Consider the following 16,941-nt stretch of genomic DNA (forward strand, 5'->3'; position numbering starts at 1 on the left):
ACGCCAATCTTGGCTAAACGAAAAAATGGGAATAACCATGCGGGCGCTCAACAGCCAACCCGCATGGGTTAACCGAATGAACGCCCTAGGAATAGAGGAATCAAATGGCTCGTAAAACACCCATTGAGCGCTATCGTAATATCGGTATCAGCGCTCACATCGACGCCGGTAAGACAACCACTACCGAACGTATCCTGTTTTACACCGGTGTAAACCATAAAATCGGTGAAGTTCATGACGGCGCAGCCACCATGGACTGGATGGAACAGGAGCAGGAGCGTGGTATTACCATTACTTCTGCAGCTACTACCTGCTTCTGGTCTGGTATGGCTAAACAGTTCGAACCACATCACGTCAATATCATTGACACCCCTGGGCACGTTGACTTCACTATCGAAGTAGAACGTTCCATGCGTGTTCTTGACGGCGCGGTAATGGTTTACTGTGCAGTTGGTGGTGTTCAGCCACAGTCTGAGACCGTATGGCGTCAGGCTAACAAGTATAAAGTTCCACGTATCGCGTTCGTTAACAAAATGGACCGTATGGGTGCGAATTTCCTGAAAGTTGTTGGTCAGATTAAATCTCGTCTGGGCGCGAATCCAGTTCCATTGCAACTGGCTATCGGCGCGGAAGAGAAATTTACCGGTATTATCGACCTGGTAAAAATGAAAGCGATCAACTGGAACGAAGCTGATCAGGGCGTGACCTTCGAATACGAAGAGATCCCGGCTGATATGGTTGAGCTGGCTGCTGAATGGCACCAGAATCTGGTTGAATCTGCTGCTGAAGCGTCAGATGAGCTGATGGACAAATATTTGGGCGGCGAAGAGCTGACCGAAGAAGAAATCAAGAAAGCTCTGCGTCAACGCGTTCTGCGCAACGAAATCATCCTGGTTACCTGTGGTTCTGCGTTTAAAAACAAAGGCGTACAGGCAATGCTGGATGCGGTTATCGAATACCTGCCAGCACCAACTGATGTTGAAGCTATCAACGGTATTCTGGATGACGGTAAAGATACTCCGGCAGTTCGTCACTCTGACGACAACGAGCCGTTCTCTGCACTGGCATTCAAAATTGCTACCGACCCGTTTGTAGGTAACTTGACGTTCTTCCGCGTGTACTCTGGTGTTGTAAACTCCGGTGACACCGTGCTGAACTCAGTGCGTTCACAGCGTGAGCGTCTGGGCCGTATCGTACAGATGCACGCTAACAAACGTGAAGAGATCAAAGAAGTTCGTGCCGGCGACATCGCAGCAGCGATTGGTCTGAAAGACGTGACGACTGGTGACACTCTGTGTGACCCAGCTAATCCGATCATCTTGGAACGTATGGAGTTCCCAGAGCCAGTAATCTCTGTTGCCGTTGAACCAAAAACCAAAGCCGACCAAGAAAAAATGGGTATGGCTCTGGGTCGTCTGGCAAAAGAAGATCCATCATTCCGCGTTTGGACTGACGAAGAATCTGGTCAGACTATCATCGCTGGTATGGGTGAGTTGCACTTGGATATCCTGGTTGACCGTATGCGCCGCGAATTTAACGTGGAAGCAAACGTCGGTAAACCTCAGGTTGCATACCGTGAAACTATCCGCGATACAGTTAAGGACGTGGAAGGTAAGCACGCTAAGCAATCAGGCGGTCGTGGTCAGTACGGTCATGTTGTTATCGACATGTCTCCGTTGCCACCGGGTGGCGTTGGGTATGAATTCGTCAACGAAATCGTTGGTGGTTCTATTCCTAAAGAGTTCATCCCTGCTGTTGATAAAGGCATCCAGGAACAACTGAAAGCCGGTCCTCTGGCTGGTTATCCGGTTGTTGACGTTAAAATTCGTCTGCATTACGGTTCTTACCATGACGTTGACTCCTCAGAATTGGCGTTTAAATTAGCCGGTTCTATCGCCTTTAAAGAAGGTTTCAAACGAGCTAAACCAGTTCTGCTTGAGCCAATCATGAAGGTCGAAGTCGAAACCCCTGAAGATTACATGGGTGACGTAATGGGCGACCTTAACCGTCGTCGCGGTATCATCGAAGGTATGGAAGATACTGCTACCGGTAAAACCGTTCGCGTCAAGGTTCCGTTGTCTGAAATGTTCGGTTATGCTACTGACCTGCGTTCTCAGACTCAGGGCCGTGCTTCTTACTCTATGGAATTCCTGGAGTATGCAGAAGCACCTAGTAACGTCGCTAAAGCCGTTATCGAAGCCCGTGGCAAATAAGCTTTCGGGTTTAAAACAATGATCCAGTGCTCTCTCATCAGTGGGAGAGCACAAGAGTAAGGAATATAGTCGTGTCTAAAGAAAAATTTGAACGTAACAAACCCCATGTAAACGTCGGTACTATCGGCCACGTTGACCATGGTAAAACTACCCTGACAGCTGCAATTACCACCGTACTGGCTAAAACCTACGGCGGTAGTGCTCGTGCCTTCGATCAGATCGATAACGCACCAGAAGAAAAAGCACGTGGTATCACCATCAACACTTCTCACGTTGAATATGACACCCCGACTCGTCACTATGCGCACGTTGACTGCCCAGGGCATGCCGACTACGTTAAAAACATGATCACCGGTGCTGCTCAGATGGACGGCGCGATCCTGGTTGTTGCTGCAACTGATGGCCCTATGCCACAGACTCGTGAGCACATCCTGTTGGGCCGTCAGGTTGGCGTTCCATACATGATCGTATTCATGAACAAATGTGACATGGTTGATGATGAAGAGTTGTTGGAATTGGTAGAAATGGAAGTTCGTGAACTTCTTTCTGCTTACGATTTCCCAGGCGACGACATCCCAGTAATCAAAGGTTCAGCGCTGAAAGCACTGGAAGGCGTTCCTGAGTGGGAAGCTAAAATCATTGAACTGGCTGAAGCACTGGATAGCTACATTCCACTGCCAGAACGTGCTATCGATAAGCCATTCTTGCTGCCTATCGAAGACGTATTCTCTATCTCAGGCCGTGGTACTGTTGTAACTGGTCGTGTAGAGCGCGGTATCGTTAAAGTTGGTGAAGAAGTAGAGATCGTTGGTATCAAAGATACTGTTAAATCTACTTGTACTGGCGTTGAAATGTTCCGCAAACTGTTGGACGAAGGTCGTGCAGGCGAGAACGTTGGTGTTCTGCTGCGTGGTATCAAACGTGAAGACATCGAACGTGGTCAAGTTCTGGCTAAACCAGGCTCAATCAAACCACACACTACCTTTGATTCAGAAGTTTATATTCTGAGCAAAGAAGAAGGCGGTCGTCATACTCCGTTCTTCAAAGGCTACCGTCCACAGTTCTACTTCCGTACAACTGACGTGACCGGTACCATCGAACTGCCAGAAGGCATCGAAATGGTAATGCCTGGTGACAACGTGAACATGGTTGTGACTCTGATCCACCCAATCGCAATGGACGACGGCCTGCGTTTCGCAATCCGTGAAGGCGGCCGTACTGTTGGCGCTGGTGTTGTTGCTAAAGTTATCGCTTAATTGTTTTATTGATTAAGTTGAAAGGGCGCTTCGGCGCCCTTTTTTATTGTCTAAAACACATAATCTTAATTGAAATAACTCGCATTCTTATTTACACTAGAAATATTGGTTAAGAAGTGAGTCATTCTATGTATGTTTGCCTGTGTAATGCGATATCTGACAAAGTTATTCGCAAAGTCGTACGTCAGCACCATCCACATACCATTCAACAATTGCGTCAACTTGTACCCATAGGTACAGATTGCGGGAAGTGCATTCGACAGGCTAGAGAGATCTTGATCGAGGAGCGCGCTAACATCCCAGAAATGAATGATGTTGCCTAATAGTTAGCAGGGATAAGTTTTCCCCACACTTTGCCATCTGGTACTACACTTTTAGTACTGGAAGCGGAGGGTATTTCTATGAAAGGCGATAAAAAGATAATTGCACATCTCAATAAACTACTCGGAAACGAACTGGTTGCTATCAATCAATATTTTCTCCATGCCCGCATGTTTAAAAACTGGGGACTGATGCGCCTTAATGATAAGGAGTATCACGAATCCATTGATGAAATGAAGCATGCAGATAAGTATATCGAACGTATTTTATTCCTCGAAGGCATCCCTAACTTGCAAGATCTGGGTAAACTGAACATTGGTGAAGATGTTGAGGAAATCCTGAAATCTGATTTAGCTCTTGAACTTGCTGGCGCGAAGGATCTGCGTGAAGGTATTGCCTATGCGGACTCTATCCATGACTACGTTAGCCGTGATTTATTGAAAGAGATTCTGGCTGAAGAAGAAGGGCACATTGACTGGCTTGAAACCGAGCTTAGCCTGATTACCCGCCTGGGTATACAGAATTACTCTCAGGCCCAGTTGGCAAAAGATTGACCCCATAAGCCTATTCAGCGATAACGTATCTGGTCAAAGGAGTGAGAGCTATATTGGTCTCACTCTTTCTCATTGTTCCTCACTAAAACCCTCACGATTAGCTTTATTCTCCCCCAATTAAATTATCTGGTAAGTTTTCGCATAGATTTTCAACACCAGCTTGCTTCCTGCTGGTATTTACGTATAATGCGCGGGCCTACCTAATCTTGATAGGTCAGATTGAAACTAATCTGTCGGTTACAGCCTAGTGTTGTGACTGAACAATACTCCCGATATGGGGGTTATATGTTGAACGATTACACTCCCCCATCAATCGAAATGGGTGCGAGGAGTAATCATTTACGTTTATAAATAATTGGAGCTCTGGTCTCATGCAGAACCAAAGAATCCGTATCCGCCTGAAAGCGTTTGATCATCGTTTGATCGATCAATCAACTGCGGAAATCGTCGAGACTGCCAAGCGCACTGGTGCGCAGGTACGTGGTCCGATCCCGCTGCCAACTCGCAAAGAGCGCTTTACCGTTCTGATCTCTCCGCACGTCAATAAAGATGCGCGTGATCAGTACGAGATTCGCACTCACAAGCGTCTGGTTGACATCGTTGAGCCAACCGAGAAAACCGTTGATGCTCTGATGCGTCTGGATCTGGCTGCCGGTGTAGACGTGCAGATCAGCCTGGGTTAATCAGGTCATTGAGCGATTGAGAGGTTGAAACAATGATTGGTTTAGTCGGTAAAAAAGTGGGCATGACTCGTATCTTCACTGAAGATGGCGTTTCAATCCCAGTAACTGTTATCGAAATTGAAGCGAACCGCGTAACTCAGGTCAAAAGCCTGGAGAACGACGGATACCGTGCTGTACAAGTAACTACCGGTGCTAAAAAAGCTAACCGCGTTACCAAACCAGAAGCGGGTCATTTCGCTAAAGCTGGCGTAGAAGCTGGCCGTGGTCTGTGGGAATTCCGCCTTCCAGAAGGTCAAGAATTTACTGCTGGTCAAGAAATTAGCGTCGAAATTTTTGCAGACGTTAAGAAAGTCGACGTTACAGGTACGTCTAAAGGTAAAGGTTTTGCCGGTACTGTTAAGCGCTGGAACTTCCGTACCCAAGATGCTACCCATGGTAACTCCTTGTCTCACCGTGTTCCGGGTTCTATCGGTCAAAACCAGACTCCGGGCAAAGTGTTCAAAGGCAAGAAAATGGCTGGCCACCTGGGTGACGAACGTGTAACTGTTCAAAGCCTGGACGTAGTACGTGTTGACGCTGAGCGCAACCTGCTGTTGGTTAAGGGTGCTGTACCGGGCGCTACCGGTGGCAACCTGATCGTTAAACCAGCTGTGAAGGCGTAAGGGGATAGCAATGGAATTAGTATTGAAAGACGCGCAAGGCGCGCTGACTGTTTCCGAAACTACCTTCGGTCGTGATTTCAACGAAGCGCTGGTACATCAGGTTGTTGTTGCTTATGCAGCAGGTGCCCGTCAAGGTACTCGTGCTCAGAAGACCCGCGCTGAAGTAACTGGTTCCGGTAAAAAACCGTGGCGCCAGAAAGGTACTGGCCGTGCGCGAGCAGGTTCTGTAAAGAGCCCGATCTGGCGTTCAGGTGGTGTGACCTTTGCTGCGAAGCCTCAGGACCACAGTCAGAAAGTAAATAAAAAGATGTACCGCGGCGCGCTGAAAAGCATTCTGTCCGAATTGGTACGTCAAGATCGTCTGATCATTGTCGAAAAATTCTCTGTTGAAGCACCTAAAACTAAGTTGCTGGCGCAGAAATTGAAAGATATGGCTCTGGAAGATGTGCTGATCGTAACGAGTGAACTGGACGAGAACTTGTTCTTGGCAGCTCGCAACCTGTACAAGGTTGACGTTCGCGATGTAGCCGGTATCGACCCAGTTAGCTTGATCGCCTTCGACAAAGTGGTTATGACTGCTGATGCTGTGAAGCAAGTTGAGGAGATGCTGGCATGATTCGTGAAGAACGTCTGCTGAAAGTACTGCGCGCGCCGCATGTATCTGAAAAAGCGTCCGCTGCGATGGAAAAGAATAACACCATCGTTCTCAAAGTTGCCAAAGACGCGACCAAAGCAGAAATTAAAGCTGCAGTGCAGAAACTGTTTGAAGTCGAAGTCGAAGACGTTAACACCTTGCTGGTTAAAGGCAAGAGTAAGCGTCACGGTCAGCGTGTTGGTCGTCGTAGCGACTGGAAAAAAGCTTACGTCACCCTGAAAGAAGGCCAGAATCTGGACTTCATCGGCGGCGCAGAGTAAGTCGGAGGAGTAAACAATGGCAATTGTTAAATGTAAACCTACATCTCCGGGTCGTCGCCACGTTGTTAAAGTGGTTAACCAGGAGTTGCATAAGGGTAAGCCTTATGCCCCGTTGCTTGAGAAATTAAGCAAAAGCGGTGGCCGTAACAACAATGGCCGTATCACTACCCGTCATATCGGTGGTGGCCACAAGCAACATTATCGTCTGGTTGACTTCAAACGCAACAAAGATGGTATCCCTGCTGTGGTAGAGCGTCTGGAGTACGATCCGAACCGTTCCGCGAATATCGCGCTGGTTCTGTACAAAGACGGCGAACGCCGTTATATCCTAGCGCCTAAAGGCCTGAAAGCTGGTGACCAGATTCAATCTGGCGTTGATGCTGCAATTAAAGCAGGTAACACCCTGCCTATGCGTAACATCCCAGTTGGTTCAACGGTTCATAACGTAGAAATGAAACCAGGTAAGGGCGGCCAATTGGCTCGTTCTGCTGGTGCATACGTTCAGATCGTTGCTCGTGACGGTTCCTACGTTACTCTGCGTCTGCGCTCCGGCGAAATGCGCAAGGTTCTGGCTGATTGCCGCGCCACCTTAGGTGAAGTCGGTAACGCTGAACACATGCTGCGTGTCCTGGGTAAAGCAGGTGCCAGTCGTTGGCGTGGTATTCGTCCTACCGTTCGCGGTACGGCGATGAACCCAGTAGATCACCCGCACGGTGGTGGTGAAGGTCGTAACTTTGGTAAGCACCCGGTAACCCCGTGGGGCGTTCAGACCAAAGGTAAGAAGACCCGTAGCAACAAGCGTACTGATAAGTTCATCGTACGTCGCCGTAGTAAAAAATAATTAGAGGATAAGCCATGCCACGTTCTCTCAAGAAAGGTCCCTTCATTGACCTGCACTTGCTGAAGAAGGTAGAGAAAGCGGTGGAAAGCGGAGACAAGAAGCCAATTCGGACTTGGTCCCGTCGTTCAACGGTCTTTCCAAATATGATCGGTTTGACCATCGCTGTCCATAATGGTCGTCAGCACGTTCCAGTATTCGTTTCCGATGAAATGGTCGGTCACAAACTGGGTGAATTCGCGCCGACCCGTACTTATCGCGGCCATGCGGCCGATAAAAAGGCTAAAAAGCGCTAAGGTAGGAGGAAGAGATGGAAACTATCGCTAAACATCGCCACGCTCGTTCTTCTGCTCAGAAGGTTCGCTTGGTAGCGGACCTGATTCGCGGTAAGAAAGTGTCGCAAGCTCTGGAAACTCTAACCTACACCAACAAGAAAGCTGCTGGTTTGGTTAAGAAGGTACTAGAGTCTGCCATTGCTAACGCAGAACACAACGATGGCGCTGACATCGATGATCTGAAAGTCACGAAGATCTTCGTAGACGAAGGCCCTAGCATGAAGCGCATTATGCCGCGTGCGAAAGGTCGTGCAGATCGCATCCTGAAGCGCACCAGCCACATTACTGTGGTTGTGTCCGATCGCTGAGACTCTGGAGACTAGCAATGGGTCAGAAAGTACATCCTAATGGTATTCGACTAGGTATTGTCAAAGCTTGGAACTCTACCTGGTACGCAAATACCAAAGAATTCGCTGACAACCTGGACAGCGACTTTAAAGTTCGCCAATTCCTGACTAAGGAATTAGCGAAAGCTTCCGTTTCTCGCATCGTTATCGAGCGTCCAGCGAAGAGCATCCGTGTGACTATTCACACCGCTCGTCCTGGCATCGTTATCGGTAAGAAAGGTGAAGATGTCGAAAAACTGCGTAAGGTCGTAGCGGATATCGCTGGCGTTCCTGCACAGATTAACATCGCCGAAGTCCGTAAACCGGAACTGGACGCAAAATTGGTTGCTGACAGCATCACTTCACAGCTGGAACGTCGCGTTATGTTCCGTCGGGCTATGAAGCGTGCAGTACAGAACGCAATGCGTCTTGGCGCTAAAGGTATCAAAGTTGAAGTAAGCGGCCGCCTTGGCGGTGCTGAAATCGCGCGTACCGAATGGTACCGTGAAGGTCGTGTTCCGTTGCATACATTGCGTGCGGATATCGATTACAACACATCTGAAGCGCACACCACTTATGGTGTAATCGGCGTTAAGGTATGGATCTTCAAAGGTGAGATCTTGGGTGGTATGGCTGCTGTTGAACAACCGGAACCGGCTGCTCAACCTAAAAAGCAGCAGCGTAAAGGCCGCAAGTAAGGAGAATCGCTGATGTTACAACCAAAGCGTACAAAATTCCGTAAGATGCACAAAGGCCGTAACCGTGGCCTTGCGCAAGGTACGGATGTTAGCTTCGGTGAGTTCGGCCTGAAAGCTTGTGGCCGTTGCCGCCTGACGGCTCGTCAAATCGAAGCAGCCCGTCGTGCGATGACACGTGCAATTAAGCGTCAAGGTAAGGTCTGGATCCGTGTATTCCCGGACAAACCGATCACCGAGAAGCCGCTCGAAGTACGTATGGGTAAAGGTAAGGGTAACGTAGAGTATTGGGTTGCCCTGATCCAGCCAGGAAAAGTTTTATTTGAAATGGCTGGTGTGCCGGAAGAAACTGCTCGCGAAGCATTTAAGCTCGCTGCAGCGAAACTGCCTGTAGGAACCACCTTTGTAACTAAGACGGTGATGTAATGAAAGCACAAGAGCTGCGTGAAAAAAGCGTTGAAGAGCTGAACACTGAGCTGCTCAACCTGCTGCGTGAGCAATTTAATTTGCGCATGCAGGCGGCTAGTGGCCAGCTGCAACAAACTCACCTGTCGAAACAAGTGCGTCGTAATATCGCACGTGTTAAGACTTTACTGACTGAAAAGGCGGGTGCGTAATGACTGACCAAATCCGTACTCTGCAAGGTCGCGTAGTTAGTGACAAAATGGAGAAATCCATGGTTGTTGCTATCGAACGTGTGGTGAAGCACCCGATTTACGGGAAATTCATCCGTCGTACGACGAAATTGCATGTACATGACGAGAACAATGAATGTGGAATCGGTGACGTGGTTGAAATCCGCGAATGCCGTCCATTGTCAAAGACTAAGTCTTGGACACTTGTTCGCGTTGTAGAGAAAGCGATTCTGTAATAGAGTAGCCAACTCGAACATAATAAACGGCTCAGAAAGTGAGCCGTTTATTTTTTCTACCCATAATCTGGAAGCGGTGTTATAATGCTGCGCCCTCATTCTTGGGGCTTTTAAACGACCTATTCTGGGTCCTAAAGTAGTAGTTGACATTAGCGGAGCACTAACATGATCCAAGAACAGACTATGCTGAACGTGGCCGACAACTCCGGTGCACGTCGCGTAATGTGTATCAAGGTTCTAGGTGGCTCGCACCGTCGCTACGCAGGCATCGGCGACATCATCAAGATCACCATCAAGGAAGCAATTCCTCGTGGCAAGGTGAAGAAAGGCGATGTTCTGAAGGCGGTAGTGGTGCGCACCAAGAAGGGTGTACGTCGCCCGGACGGTTCTGTCATTCGCTTCGATGGTAACGCTTGTGTTATTTTAAATAATAACAGCGAGCAGCCAATCGGCACGCGTATTTTTGGGCCGGTAACTCGTGAACTGCGTAATGAGAAGTTCATGAAAATTATCTCTCTGGCACCAGAAGTACTCTAAGGAGCGAACCATGGCAGCGAAAATCCGTCGTGATGACGAAGTTATCGTGCTAACCGGGAAAGACAAAGGTAAGCGCGGTAAAGTAAAGAATGTCCTGTCTGCTGGTAAGGTCATTGTTGAAGGTATCAACCTGGTTAAAAAACATCAGAAGCCGGTTCCGGCCCTGAACCAACCAGGCGGCATTGTTGAAAAAGAAGCTGCAATTCAAGTTTCCAACATTGCGCTGTTCAACGCGACAACCGGTAAGGCTGACCGTGTAGGCTTTAGATTCGAAGACGGCAAAAAAGTCCGTTTCTTTAAATCTAATAGCGAAACTATCAAGTAATTTGGAGTAATACGATGGCGAAACTGCATGATTACTACAAAGACGAGGTGGTCAAACAACTGATGTCTCAGTTTGGCTACAACTCTGTCATGCAAGTCCCTCGGGTCGAGAAGATCACCCTGAACATGGGTGTTGGTGAAGCGATCGCTGACAAGAAACTGCTGGACAATGCAGCAGCTGACTTGGCAGCAATCTCCGGTCAAAAGCCGTTTATCACCAAAGCACGCAAATCTGTTGCAGGCTTCAAAATCCGTCAGGGCTATCCGATCGGCTGTAAAGTAACCCTGCGTGGCGAACGCATGTGGGAATTCTTTGAGCGTCTGATTTCCATTGCTGTACCTCGTATCCGTGACTTCCGTGGCTTGTCCGCTAAGTCATTCGATGGTCGTGGTAACTACAGCATGGGTGTGCGCGAGCAGATCATCTTCCCGGAAATCGACTACGATAAAGTCGATCGTGTACGTGGTTTGGATATTACCATTACCACTACTGCGAAATCCGATGATGAAGGCCGTGCATTGTTGGCTGCTTTTAAATTCCCATTCCGCAAGTAAGGTAGGGTTACTGATGGCTAAGCAATCAATGAAAGCACGCGAAGTCGTTCGCGTGAAACTAGCTAACAAATACCGCGCTCAACGCGAGGAATTAAAAGCTATTATCTCTGGTGTGAACTCATCCGACGAAGATCGTTGGAATGCTGTTCTGAAGCTGCAGTCTCTGCCGCGTGATTCCAGCCCGTCCCGTCAGCGTAACCGCTGCAACCAAACTGGTCGTCCGCATGGTTTCCTGCGGAAGTTCGGGTTGAGCCGTATTAAAGTCCGTGAAACCGCAATGCGCGGTGAAATCCCGGGCCTTAAAAAGGCTAGCTGGTAATTGTCACCAATTGAATCACGGGAGTAAAGACAGATGAGCATGCAAGATCCGATCGCGGATATGCTGACCCGTATCCGTAACGGTCAAGCCGCAAACAAAGTTGCGGTCACCATGCCTTCCTCCAAGCTGAAAGTGGCAATTGCCAACGTTCTGAAGGAAGAAGGTTTTATTGAAGATTTTAAAGTCGAAGGCGACACCAAGCCTGTACTGGAATTAGCACTTAAGTATTTCCAGGGCAAGGCAGTGGTAGAAAGCATTCAACGTATCAGCCGTCCAGGTCTGCGCATCTATAAGAAAAAAGATGAGCTGCCAAAAGTTATGGCCGGTTTGGGTATCGCTGTTATTTCTACCTCTAAAGGTGTTATGACCGATCGTGCAGCTCGCCAAGCTGGTCTTGGTGGCGAGATTATCTGCTACGTAGCTTAATTCGGGAGGAAAGAATGTCTCGTGTTGCAAAAGCACCCGTCGTCATTCCTGCCGGCGTAGAGGTAAAACTCAACGGTCAGGTTATTTCGATAAAGGGTAAGAACGGCGAGCTGACTCGTACCGTCCATAGCGCTGTTGAAGTTAAGCAAGAAGAAAATACACTGACTTTCGCTCCACGCGAAGGCGCTGTAGACGGTTGGGCCCAAGCGGGTACCACTCGTGCACTGCTTAATGCAATGGTCGTTGGTGTTACCGAAGGCTTCACTAAGAAGCTTCAATTGGTAGGTGTAGGTTACCGTGCCGCAGTTAAAGGCAACGTAGTGAATTTAGCTTTAGGCTTCTCTCACCCCGTTGACCACGAATTGCCGGCTGGCATCACTGCCGAATGCCCGACCCAAACTGAAATCGTGCTGAAAGGCGCTGATAAGCAGGTGATTGGTCAGGTTGCAGCAGATTTGCGTGCCTACCGTCGTCCTGAGCCTTATAAAGGCAAGGGTGTCCGTTACGCCGACGAAGTCGTGCGTACCAAAGAGGCTAAGAAGAAGTAAGGTAACACTATGGATAAGAAAGCAGCTCGTATCCGTCGTGCGACCCGCGCACGCCGCAAGCTCAAAGAACTGGGTGCGACTCGCCTGGTGGTACATCGTACCCCACGCCATATTTACGCGCAGGTTATCGCACCAAACGGTTCTGAAATTTTGGTAGCAGCTTCTACTTTAGAAAAAGCTATCAATGAGCAATTGAAGTACGCCGGCAACAAAGATGCCGCAGCAGCTGTAGGCAAAACTATTGCTGAGCGCGCATTGGAAAAAGGGATCACGAAAGTATCCTTTGACCGTTCCGGTTTCCAATATCATGGTCGAGTCCAGGCACTGGCAGATGCTGCCCGTGAAGCTGGCCTTCAGTTCTAAGGTAGAGGTGTAAGATGTCTCACATCGAAAAACAAGCTGGCGAACTGCAGGAAAAGCTGATCGCGGTAAACCGCGTATCTAAAACCGTAAAAGGTGGCCGTATTTTCAGCTTTACCGCACTGACAGTAGTTGGTGATGGTAACGGTCGCGTTGGTTTTGGCTACGGCAAAGCACGCGAAGTTCCGGCAGCGATCCAGAAAGCGATGGAAAAAGCCCGTCGCGCTATGATTAATGTTGCTTTGGATAACGGCACCCTGCAGCACCCAGTAAAAGGTGCTCACACAGGTTCCCGTGTATTCATGCAACCAGCTTCTGAAGGTACCGGTATCATCGCCGGTGGTGCAATGCGCGCCGTCTTGGAAGTTGCAGGGGTTCATAACGTATTAGCTAAAGCATATGGTTCTACTAACCCGATCAACGTGGTTCGTGCAACTATCGCTGCTTTAGAAGATATGAAATCCCCAGAAATGGTCGCTGCTAAGCGTGGTAAATCCGTCGAAGAAATTCTAGGGAAATAACCATGGCAAAGACTATTAAAGTAACTCAAACAAAAAGCAGTATCGGTCGTTTGCCAAAACATAAGGCAACCCTGATCGGTTTAGGTCTGCGTCGTATTGGTCATACTGTAGAGCGTGAGGATACTCCTGCTGTGCGTGGTATGGTCAACTTGGTTTCCTACATGGTTAAAGTTGAGGAGTAACAGATGCGTTTAAATACTCTGTCTCCGGCTGATGGTGCCAAGCATGCGCCGAAGCGTGTAGGTCGTGGTATCGGTTCTGGCCTGGGTAAAACTGCTGGTCGTGGTCACAAAGGTCAGAACTCACGTTCTGGTGGTGGCGTACGTCGTGGTTTTGAAGGCGGTCAGATGCCTTTATATCGTCGTTTGCCGAAATTCGGCTTCACCTCTCGCAAAGCTATGATCACGGCAGAAGTTCGTCTGTCTGAACTGGCTTTAGTGGAAGGCGACGTAATCGACCTGAACACGCTGAAAGCCGCTAACGTTGTTGGTACCCAGATTGAGTTCGCGAAAGTTATGCTTTCAGGCGAAATCACTCGTGCGGTAACTCTTCGTGGTCTGCGTGTCACCAAAGGCGCTCGTGCTGCTATCGAAGCTGCTGGCGGTAAAATTGAGGAATAAGTAGCAGATGGCTAAGCAACCAGGATTAGATTTTCAAAGTGCTAAAGGCGGATTAGGCGAACTGAAGCGCAGACTTTTGTTTGTTATCGGTGCGCTTATTGTTTTCCGTATCGGCTCTTTTATTCCGATTCCTGGTATCGATGCCACTGTGCTTGCTAAATTGCTCGAGCAGCAGAGAGGGACCATCATTGAAATGTTTAACATGTTCTCTGGTGGTGCTCTCAGTCGTGCCTCTATCTTTGCCTTGGGTATCATGCCGTATATTTCGGCATCTATTATTATCCAACTGTTAACGGTGGTTCATCCAGCGCTGGCAGAAATAAAGAAAGAGGGGGAGGCTGGCCGTCGTAAGATTAGTCAGTATACCCGCTATGGCACGTTGGTACTGGCGATATTCCAGTCGATTGGTATTGCTACCGGTCTACCGAATATGCCTGGGATGCAAGGTCTGGTAATCAATCCAGGCTTTGCCTTCTATTTTACCGCTGTTGTTAGCTTGGTCACCGGGACAATGTTCCTGATGTGGCTTGGCGAACAGATTACTGAACGGGGTATCGGTAACGGTATTTCAATCATAATCTTTGCTGGTATTGTTGCGGGTCTTCCACCTGCAATAGCCCATACCATCGAGCAAGCTCGGCAAGGCGACCTGCACTTCCTCCTGTTGCTGTTGGTTGCAGTATTAGTGTTTGCAGTAACCTTCTTCGTTGTTTTCATTGAACGTGGTCAGCGTCGTATCGTCGTTAACTATGCTAAACGTCAACAAGGGCGTCGTGTTTATGCAGCACAGAGCACACACTTACCGTTGAAAGTGAATATGGCCGGGGTAATCCCAGCAATCTTCGCTTCCAGCATAATTCTGTTCCCTGCCACGATTGCATCATGGTTTGGGGGCGGGACAGGTTGGAACTGGCTGACGACTATTTCGATGTATTTGCAGCCGGGACAGCCGCTTTATGTGTTACTCTATGCGTCTGCAATCATCTTCTTCTGTTTCTTCTACACGGCGTTGGTATTTAACCCGCGTGAAACAGCAGATAACCTGAAGAAGTCCGGTGCATTCGTGCCAGGAATTCGTCCGGGAGAGCAAACGGCGAAGTACATCGATAAAGTAATGACGCGTCTAACCTTAATTGGTGCGATGTATATTACTTTCATCTGCCTGATCCCGGAGTTCATGCGTGACGCGATGAAAGTACCATTTTACTTTGGTGGTACCTCCCTACTTATCGTAGTGGTGGTCATCATGGACTTTATGGCTCAAGTGCAAACTCTGATGATGTCAAGTCAGTACGAGTCTGCATTGAAGAAAGCAAACCTGAAAGGCTATAACCGCTAATTCAGGGATGTTTGAGAAGTTACGGAGAGTAAAAATGAAAGTTCGTGCTTCCGTCAAGAAATTATGTCGTAACTGCAAAATTGTTAAGCGTAACGGTGTCGTTCGCGTAATCTGCAGTGCCGAACCAAAGCATAAACAGCGTCAAGGCTGATTATCTTGCATATTTTTCTTGCAAAGTTGGGTTGAGCTGGCTAGATTAGCCAGCCAATCTTTTGTATGTGACTGCAATGCTATTTGAGTATCCTGAAAACGGGCTTTTCAGAATGGTATTGCTGTATAAAATAGTAGGAGTGCATAGTGGCCCGTATAGCAGGCATTAACATTCCTGATCAGAAACATACCGTTATCGCTTTGACTGCGATCTACGGCATCGGTAAAACCCGTTCACAGGCTATCTGTGTTGCGGCGGGTATTGCTGAAAATGTTAAGATCAGTGAGCTGTCTGAAGAGCAAATCGAGAAGCTGCGTGACGAAGTTGCCAAGTACGTTGTAGAAGGTGATCTGCGTCGTGAGGTGACCCTGAGCATCAAGCGTCTGATGGACCTTGGGACTTATCGTGGTTTGCGTCATCGTCGTGGTCTACCAGTTCGCGGTCAGCGTACTAAGACCAACGCACGTACCCGTAAGGGTCCGCGTAAACCGATCAAGAAATAATCGGGGTGATTGAATAATGGCAAAGGCACCTATTCGTGCACGCAAGCGTGTAAGAAAGACAGTCTCTGACGGTGTGGCTCATATCCATGCTTCTTTCAACAACACCATCGTTACCATTACAGATCGTCAAGGTAACGCATTGGGTTGGGCAACAGCAGGTGGTTCCGGTTTCCGTGGATCTCGTAAGTCTACTCCGTTTGCAGCGCAAGTTGCAGCAGAGCGCTGCGCTGACGCAGTGAAAGAATACGGTATCAAGAATCTGGAAGTTATGGTTAAAGGACCTGGTCCGGGCCGTGAGTCTACTATCCGTGCGTTAAACGCGGCTGGTTTTCGCATCACTAATATTACTGATGTGACTCCGATCCCTCATAACGGTTGTCGTCCGCCGAAAAAGCGCCGCGTATAACGCTGCTTTTAGGTTTGTTGGAGAGAGAAAATGGCAAGATATTTGGGTCCTAAGCTCAAGCTGAGCCGTCGTGAGGGCACAGACCTGTTCCTTAAGTCTGGCGTTCGCGCGATTGACACCAAGTGTAAGATTGAACAACCACCTGGCCAGCACGGTGCGCGTAAACCGCGTCTGTCTGACTACGGTGTGCAGTTACGTGAGAAACAAAAAGTTCGCCGTATCTATGGTGTTCTAGAACGTCAATTCCGTAACTACTATAAAGAAGCAGCACGTCTGAAAGGCAACACCGGTGCAAACCTGTTGCAATTGCTGGAAGGCCGTCTGGATAACGTAGTTTACCGTATGGGCTTTGGCGCAACTCGTGCTGAATCACGTCAGCTGGTTAGTCATAAAGCTATCATGGTAAATGGTCGCGTTGTTAACATCGCTTCTTATCAGGTATCTCCGAATGACGTAGTCAGCATCCGTGAGAAAGCTAAAAAGCAGTCTCGTGTTAAGGCAGCTTTGGAGCTGGCTGAGCAGCGTGAAAAGCCGACTTGGCTGGAAGTTGATGCTGTCAAGATGGAAGGTGTGTTCAAACGTATTCCTGAACGTACTGATCTGTCTGCGGACATTAACGAACACCTGATCGTCGAGCTTTACTCCAAGTAAAGCTTAGTACCA

Annotated in this window: 30 protein-coding genes; all 30 read left to right on the plus strand. The window is 48.5% G+C overall.

Translation table 11 applies throughout. The features are described from left to right. Window positions 1-104: 104 nt before the first annotated feature. Window positions 105-2,213, plus strand: coding sequence for an elongation factor G (gene fusA / locus N0H69_RS01225; protein ID WP_050110013.1), 2,109 nt, complete (start codon window positions 105-107; stop codon window positions 2,211-2,213). A 71-nt stretch (window positions 2,214-2,284) separates the two neighbouring features. Continuing rightward, the gene (gene tuf, locus N0H69_RS01230) at window positions 2,285-3,469 is read left to right on the plus strand and encodes an elongation factor Tu (RefSeq protein ID WP_050110014.1); all 1,185 of its coding nucleotides are present in this window, start codon (window positions 2,285-2,287) and stop codon (window positions 3,467-3,469) included. Window positions 3,470-3,597: 128 nt separating this feature from the next. Continuing rightward, on the plus strand, window positions 3,598-3,792 hold the full coding sequence (gene bfd / locus N0H69_RS01235; RefSeq protein ID WP_032911071.1) for a bacterioferritin-associated ferredoxin: 195 nt from the start codon (window positions 3,598-3,600) through the stop codon (window positions 3,790-3,792). A gap of 78 nt (window positions 3,793-3,870) precedes the next feature. Further along, window positions 3,871-4,344, plus strand: coding sequence for a bacterioferritin (gene bfr / locus N0H69_RS01240; protein ID WP_050110015.1), 474 nt, complete (start codon window positions 3,871-3,873; stop codon window positions 4,342-4,344). Between the two features lie 371 nt (window positions 4,345-4,715). Beyond that, window positions 4,716-5,027: a 30S ribosomal protein S10 gene (gene rpsJ / locus N0H69_RS01245; RefSeq protein WP_001181005.1), complete on the plus strand. Its 312-nt coding sequence runs from the start codon at window positions 4,716-4,718 to the stop codon at window positions 5,025-5,027. A gap of 32 nt (window positions 5,028-5,059) precedes the next feature. Beyond that, window positions 5,060-5,689, plus strand: coding sequence for a 50S ribosomal protein L3 (rplC, locus tag N0H69_RS01250; protein WP_004709250.1), 630 nt, complete (start codon window positions 5,060-5,062; stop codon window positions 5,687-5,689). Between the two features lie 10 nt (window positions 5,690-5,699). After that, window positions 5,700-6,305 (plus strand): 50S ribosomal protein L4, encoded by a 606-nt coding sequence (gene rplD, locus N0H69_RS01255; RefSeq protein ID WP_004709248.1) that lies wholly within the window; start codon window positions 5,700-5,702, stop codon window positions 6,303-6,305. Then, window positions 6,302-6,604 (plus strand): 50S ribosomal protein L23, encoded by a 303-nt coding sequence (rplW, locus tag N0H69_RS01260; protein WP_005159841.1) that lies wholly within the window; start codon window positions 6,302-6,304, stop codon window positions 6,602-6,604. Before rplD ends, rplW begins: the two co-directional genes overlap by 4 nt. 16 nt (window positions 6,605-6,620) lie before the next feature. Then, window positions 6,621-7,445, plus strand: coding sequence for a 50S ribosomal protein L2 (gene rplB / locus N0H69_RS01265; protein WP_004391424.1), 825 nt, complete (start codon window positions 6,621-6,623; stop codon window positions 7,443-7,445). A gap of 14 nt (window positions 7,446-7,459) precedes the next feature. After that, window positions 7,460-7,738: a 30S ribosomal protein S19 gene (gene rpsS / locus N0H69_RS01270; RefSeq protein WP_002213430.1), complete on the plus strand. Its 279-nt coding sequence runs from the start codon at window positions 7,460-7,462 to the stop codon at window positions 7,736-7,738. A gap of 14 nt (window positions 7,739-7,752) precedes the next feature. Continuing rightward, window positions 7,753-8,085: a 50S ribosomal protein L22 gene (gene rplV / locus N0H69_RS01275; protein ID WP_002223844.1), complete on the plus strand. Its 333-nt coding sequence runs from the start codon at window positions 7,753-7,755 to the stop codon at window positions 8,083-8,085. Between the two features lie 17 nt (window positions 8,086-8,102). Further along, window positions 8,103-8,801: a 30S ribosomal protein S3 gene (rpsC, locus tag N0H69_RS01280; protein ID WP_002221644.1), complete on the plus strand. Its 699-nt coding sequence runs from the start codon at window positions 8,103-8,105 to the stop codon at window positions 8,799-8,801. Window positions 8,802-8,813: 12 nt separating this feature from the next. Further along, a complete protein-coding gene (rplP, locus tag N0H69_RS01285; protein ID WP_002218940.1) occupies window positions 8,814-9,224 on the plus strand; it encodes a 50S ribosomal protein L16 in 411 nt (136 codons plus the stop codon). Next, complete coding sequence (rpmC, locus tag N0H69_RS01290; protein WP_005159843.1) at window positions 9,224-9,415, plus strand: 50S ribosomal protein L29; 192 nt, start codon at window positions 9,224-9,226, stop codon at window positions 9,413-9,415. The genes rplP and rpmC overlap by 1 nt, the downstream gene beginning before the upstream one ends. Then, window positions 9,415-9,669 carry a 30S ribosomal protein S17 gene (gene rpsQ / locus N0H69_RS01295; protein ID WP_002228135.1) on the plus strand — a complete coding sequence of 85 codons (255 nt, stop codon included), beginning with the start codon at window positions 9,415-9,417 and terminating at the stop codon, window positions 9,667-9,669. The genes rpmC and rpsQ overlap by 1 nt, the downstream gene beginning before the upstream one ends. 165 nt (window positions 9,670-9,834) lie before the next feature. Continuing rightward, window positions 9,835-10,206 (plus strand): 50S ribosomal protein L14, encoded by a 372-nt coding sequence (gene rplN / locus N0H69_RS01300; protein WP_002213325.1) that lies wholly within the window; start codon window positions 9,835-9,837, stop codon window positions 10,204-10,206. A 10-nt stretch (window positions 10,207-10,216) separates the two neighbouring features. Beyond that, window positions 10,217-10,531, plus strand: coding sequence for a 50S ribosomal protein L24 (gene rplX / locus N0H69_RS01305; RefSeq protein ID WP_004709242.1), 315 nt, complete (start codon window positions 10,217-10,219; stop codon window positions 10,529-10,531). 14 nt (window positions 10,532-10,545) lie between these two features. Continuing rightward, on the plus strand, window positions 10,546-11,085 hold the full coding sequence (gene rplE, locus N0H69_RS01310) for a 50S ribosomal protein L5 (protein ID WP_050110016.1): 540 nt from the start codon (window positions 10,546-10,548) through the stop codon (window positions 11,083-11,085). A 13-nt stretch (window positions 11,086-11,098) separates the two neighbouring features. After that, window positions 11,099-11,404, plus strand: coding sequence for a 30S ribosomal protein S14 (rpsN, locus tag N0H69_RS01315; RefSeq protein WP_004391418.1), 306 nt, complete (start codon window positions 11,099-11,101; stop codon window positions 11,402-11,404). 33 nt (window positions 11,405-11,437) lie between these two features. Continuing rightward, the gene (gene rpsH, locus N0H69_RS01320) at window positions 11,438-11,830 is read left to right on the plus strand and encodes a 30S ribosomal protein S8 (protein ID WP_004709239.1); all 393 of its coding nucleotides are present in this window, start codon (window positions 11,438-11,440) and stop codon (window positions 11,828-11,830) included. Between the two features lie 14 nt (window positions 11,831-11,844). Next, window positions 11,845-12,378, plus strand: coding sequence for a 50S ribosomal protein L6 (gene rplF / locus N0H69_RS01325; RefSeq protein WP_004391415.1), 534 nt, complete (start codon window positions 11,845-11,847; stop codon window positions 12,376-12,378). Window positions 12,379-12,387: 9 nt separating this feature from the next. After that, window positions 12,388-12,741, plus strand: a complete 354-nt coding sequence (gene rplR, locus N0H69_RS01330; protein WP_050110017.1) for a 50S ribosomal protein L18 — start codon at window positions 12,388-12,390, stop codon at window positions 12,739-12,741. 14 nt (window positions 12,742-12,755) lie between these two features. Continuing rightward, a complete protein-coding gene (gene rpsE / locus N0H69_RS01335; RefSeq protein WP_004391412.1) occupies window positions 12,756-13,259 on the plus strand; it encodes a 30S ribosomal protein S5 in 504 nt (167 codons plus the stop codon). Between the two features lie 2 nt (window positions 13,260-13,261). Next, window positions 13,262-13,441 (plus strand): 50S ribosomal protein L30, encoded by a 180-nt coding sequence (gene rpmD, locus N0H69_RS01340; RefSeq protein WP_002213339.1) that lies wholly within the window; start codon window positions 13,262-13,264, stop codon window positions 13,439-13,441. A gap of 3 nt (window positions 13,442-13,444) precedes the next feature. Next, window positions 13,445-13,879, plus strand: coding sequence for a 50S ribosomal protein L15 (gene rplO / locus N0H69_RS01345; protein ID WP_004709236.1), 435 nt, complete (start codon window positions 13,445-13,447; stop codon window positions 13,877-13,879). Window positions 13,880-13,886: 7 nt separating this feature from the next. Then, on the plus strand, window positions 13,887-15,218 hold the full coding sequence (gene secY, locus N0H69_RS01350; RefSeq protein ID WP_002213344.1) for a preprotein translocase subunit SecY: 1,332 nt from the start codon (window positions 13,887-13,889) through the stop codon (window positions 15,216-15,218). A gap of 34 nt (window positions 15,219-15,252) precedes the next feature. Beyond that, window positions 15,253-15,369 carry a 50S ribosomal protein L36 gene (gene rpmJ, locus N0H69_RS01355; RefSeq protein ID WP_002227352.1) on the plus strand — a complete coding sequence of 39 codons (117 nt, stop codon included), beginning with the start codon at window positions 15,253-15,255 and terminating at the stop codon, window positions 15,367-15,369. 146 nt (window positions 15,370-15,515) lie between these two features. After that, window positions 15,516-15,872 carry a 30S ribosomal protein S13 gene (gene rpsM / locus N0H69_RS01360; protein ID WP_004702348.1) on the plus strand — a complete coding sequence of 119 codons (357 nt, stop codon included), beginning with the start codon at window positions 15,516-15,518 and terminating at the stop codon, window positions 15,870-15,872. A gap of 16 nt (window positions 15,873-15,888) precedes the next feature. Then, window positions 15,889-16,278, plus strand: a complete 390-nt coding sequence (gene rpsK, locus N0H69_RS01365) for a 30S ribosomal protein S11 (RefSeq protein ID WP_004709234.1) — start codon at window positions 15,889-15,891, stop codon at window positions 16,276-16,278. Between the two features lie 30 nt (window positions 16,279-16,308). Further along, window positions 16,309-16,929, plus strand: a complete 621-nt coding sequence (gene rpsD, locus N0H69_RS01370; RefSeq protein WP_002218949.1) for a 30S ribosomal protein S4 — start codon at window positions 16,309-16,311, stop codon at window positions 16,927-16,929. The last annotated feature ends 12 nt before the right edge of the window (window positions 16,930-16,941 follow it).

Source organism: Yersinia alsatica, assembly GCF_025133195.1.
Lineage (GTDB): Bacteria > Pseudomonadota > Gammaproteobacteria > Enterobacterales > Enterobacteriaceae > Yersinia > Yersinia alsatica.

Coding starts and splice junctions, on each gene's coding strand:
- fusA (WP_050110013.1), top strand. CDS start 105: ATGGCTCGTAAAACACCCATTGAGCGCTATCGTAATATCGGTATCAGC.
- bfd (WP_032911071.1), top strand. CDS start 3,598: ATGTATGTTTGCCTGTGTAATGCGATATCTGACAAAGTTATTCGCAAA.
- bfr (WP_050110015.1), top strand. CDS start 3,871: ATGAAAGGCGATAAAAAGATAATTGCACATCTCAATAAACTACTCGGA.
- rpsJ (WP_001181005.1), top strand. CDS start 4,716: ATGCAGAACCAAAGAATCCGTATCCGCCTGAAAGCGTTTGATCATCGT.
- rplC (WP_004709250.1), top strand. CDS start 5,060: ATGATTGGTTTAGTCGGTAAAAAAGTGGGCATGACTCGTATCTTCACT.
- rplD (WP_004709248.1), top strand. CDS start 5,700: ATGGAATTAGTATTGAAAGACGCGCAAGGCGCGCTGACTGTTTCCGAA.
- rplW (WP_005159841.1), top strand. CDS start 6,302: ATGATTCGTGAAGAACGTCTGCTGAAAGTACTGCGCGCGCCGCATGTA.
- rplB (WP_004391424.1), top strand. CDS start 6,621: ATGGCAATTGTTAAATGTAAACCTACATCTCCGGGTCGTCGCCACGTT.
- rpsS (WP_002213430.1), top strand. CDS start 7,460: ATGCCACGTTCTCTCAAGAAAGGTCCCTTCATTGACCTGCACTTGCTG.
- rplV (WP_002223844.1), top strand. CDS start 7,753: ATGGAAACTATCGCTAAACATCGCCACGCTCGTTCTTCTGCTCAGAAG.
- rpsC (WP_002221644.1), top strand. CDS start 8,103: ATGGGTCAGAAAGTACATCCTAATGGTATTCGACTAGGTATTGTCAAA.
- rplP (WP_002218940.1), top strand. CDS start 8,814: ATGTTACAACCAAAGCGTACAAAATTCCGTAAGATGCACAAAGGCCGT.
- rpmC (WP_005159843.1), top strand. CDS start 9,224: ATGAAAGCACAAGAGCTGCGTGAAAAAAGCGTTGAAGAGCTGAACACT.
- rpsQ (WP_002228135.1), top strand. CDS start 9,415: ATGACTGACCAAATCCGTACTCTGCAAGGTCGCGTAGTTAGTGACAAA.
- rplN (WP_002213325.1), top strand. CDS start 9,835: ATGATCCAAGAACAGACTATGCTGAACGTGGCCGACAACTCCGGTGCA.
- rplX (WP_004709242.1), top strand. CDS start 10,217: ATGGCAGCGAAAATCCGTCGTGATGACGAAGTTATCGTGCTAACCGGG.
- rplE (WP_050110016.1), top strand. CDS start 10,546: ATGGCGAAACTGCATGATTACTACAAAGACGAGGTGGTCAAACAACTG.
- rpsN (WP_004391418.1), top strand. CDS start 11,099: ATGGCTAAGCAATCAATGAAAGCACGCGAAGTCGTTCGCGTGAAACTA.
- rpsH (WP_004709239.1), top strand. CDS start 11,438: ATGAGCATGCAAGATCCGATCGCGGATATGCTGACCCGTATCCGTAAC.
- rplF (WP_004391415.1), top strand. CDS start 11,845: ATGTCTCGTGTTGCAAAAGCACCCGTCGTCATTCCTGCCGGCGTAGAG.
- rplR (WP_050110017.1), top strand. CDS start 12,388: ATGGATAAGAAAGCAGCTCGTATCCGTCGTGCGACCCGCGCACGCCGC.
- rpsE (WP_004391412.1), top strand. CDS start 12,756: ATGTCTCACATCGAAAAACAAGCTGGCGAACTGCAGGAAAAGCTGATC.
- rpmD (WP_002213339.1), top strand. CDS start 13,262: ATGGCAAAGACTATTAAAGTAACTCAAACAAAAAGCAGTATCGGTCGT.
- rplO (WP_004709236.1), top strand. CDS start 13,445: ATGCGTTTAAATACTCTGTCTCCGGCTGATGGTGCCAAGCATGCGCCG.
- secY (WP_002213344.1), top strand. CDS start 13,887: ATGGCTAAGCAACCAGGATTAGATTTTCAAAGTGCTAAAGGCGGATTA.
- rpmJ (WP_002227352.1), top strand. CDS start 15,253: ATGAAAGTTCGTGCTTCCGTCAAGAAATTATGTCGTAACTGCAAAATT.
- rpsK (WP_004709234.1), top strand. CDS start 15,889: ATGGCAAAGGCACCTATTCGTGCACGCAAGCGTGTAAGAAAGACAGTC.
- rpsD (WP_002218949.1), top strand. CDS start 16,309: ATGGCAAGATATTTGGGTCCTAAGCTCAAGCTGAGCCGTCGTGAGGGC.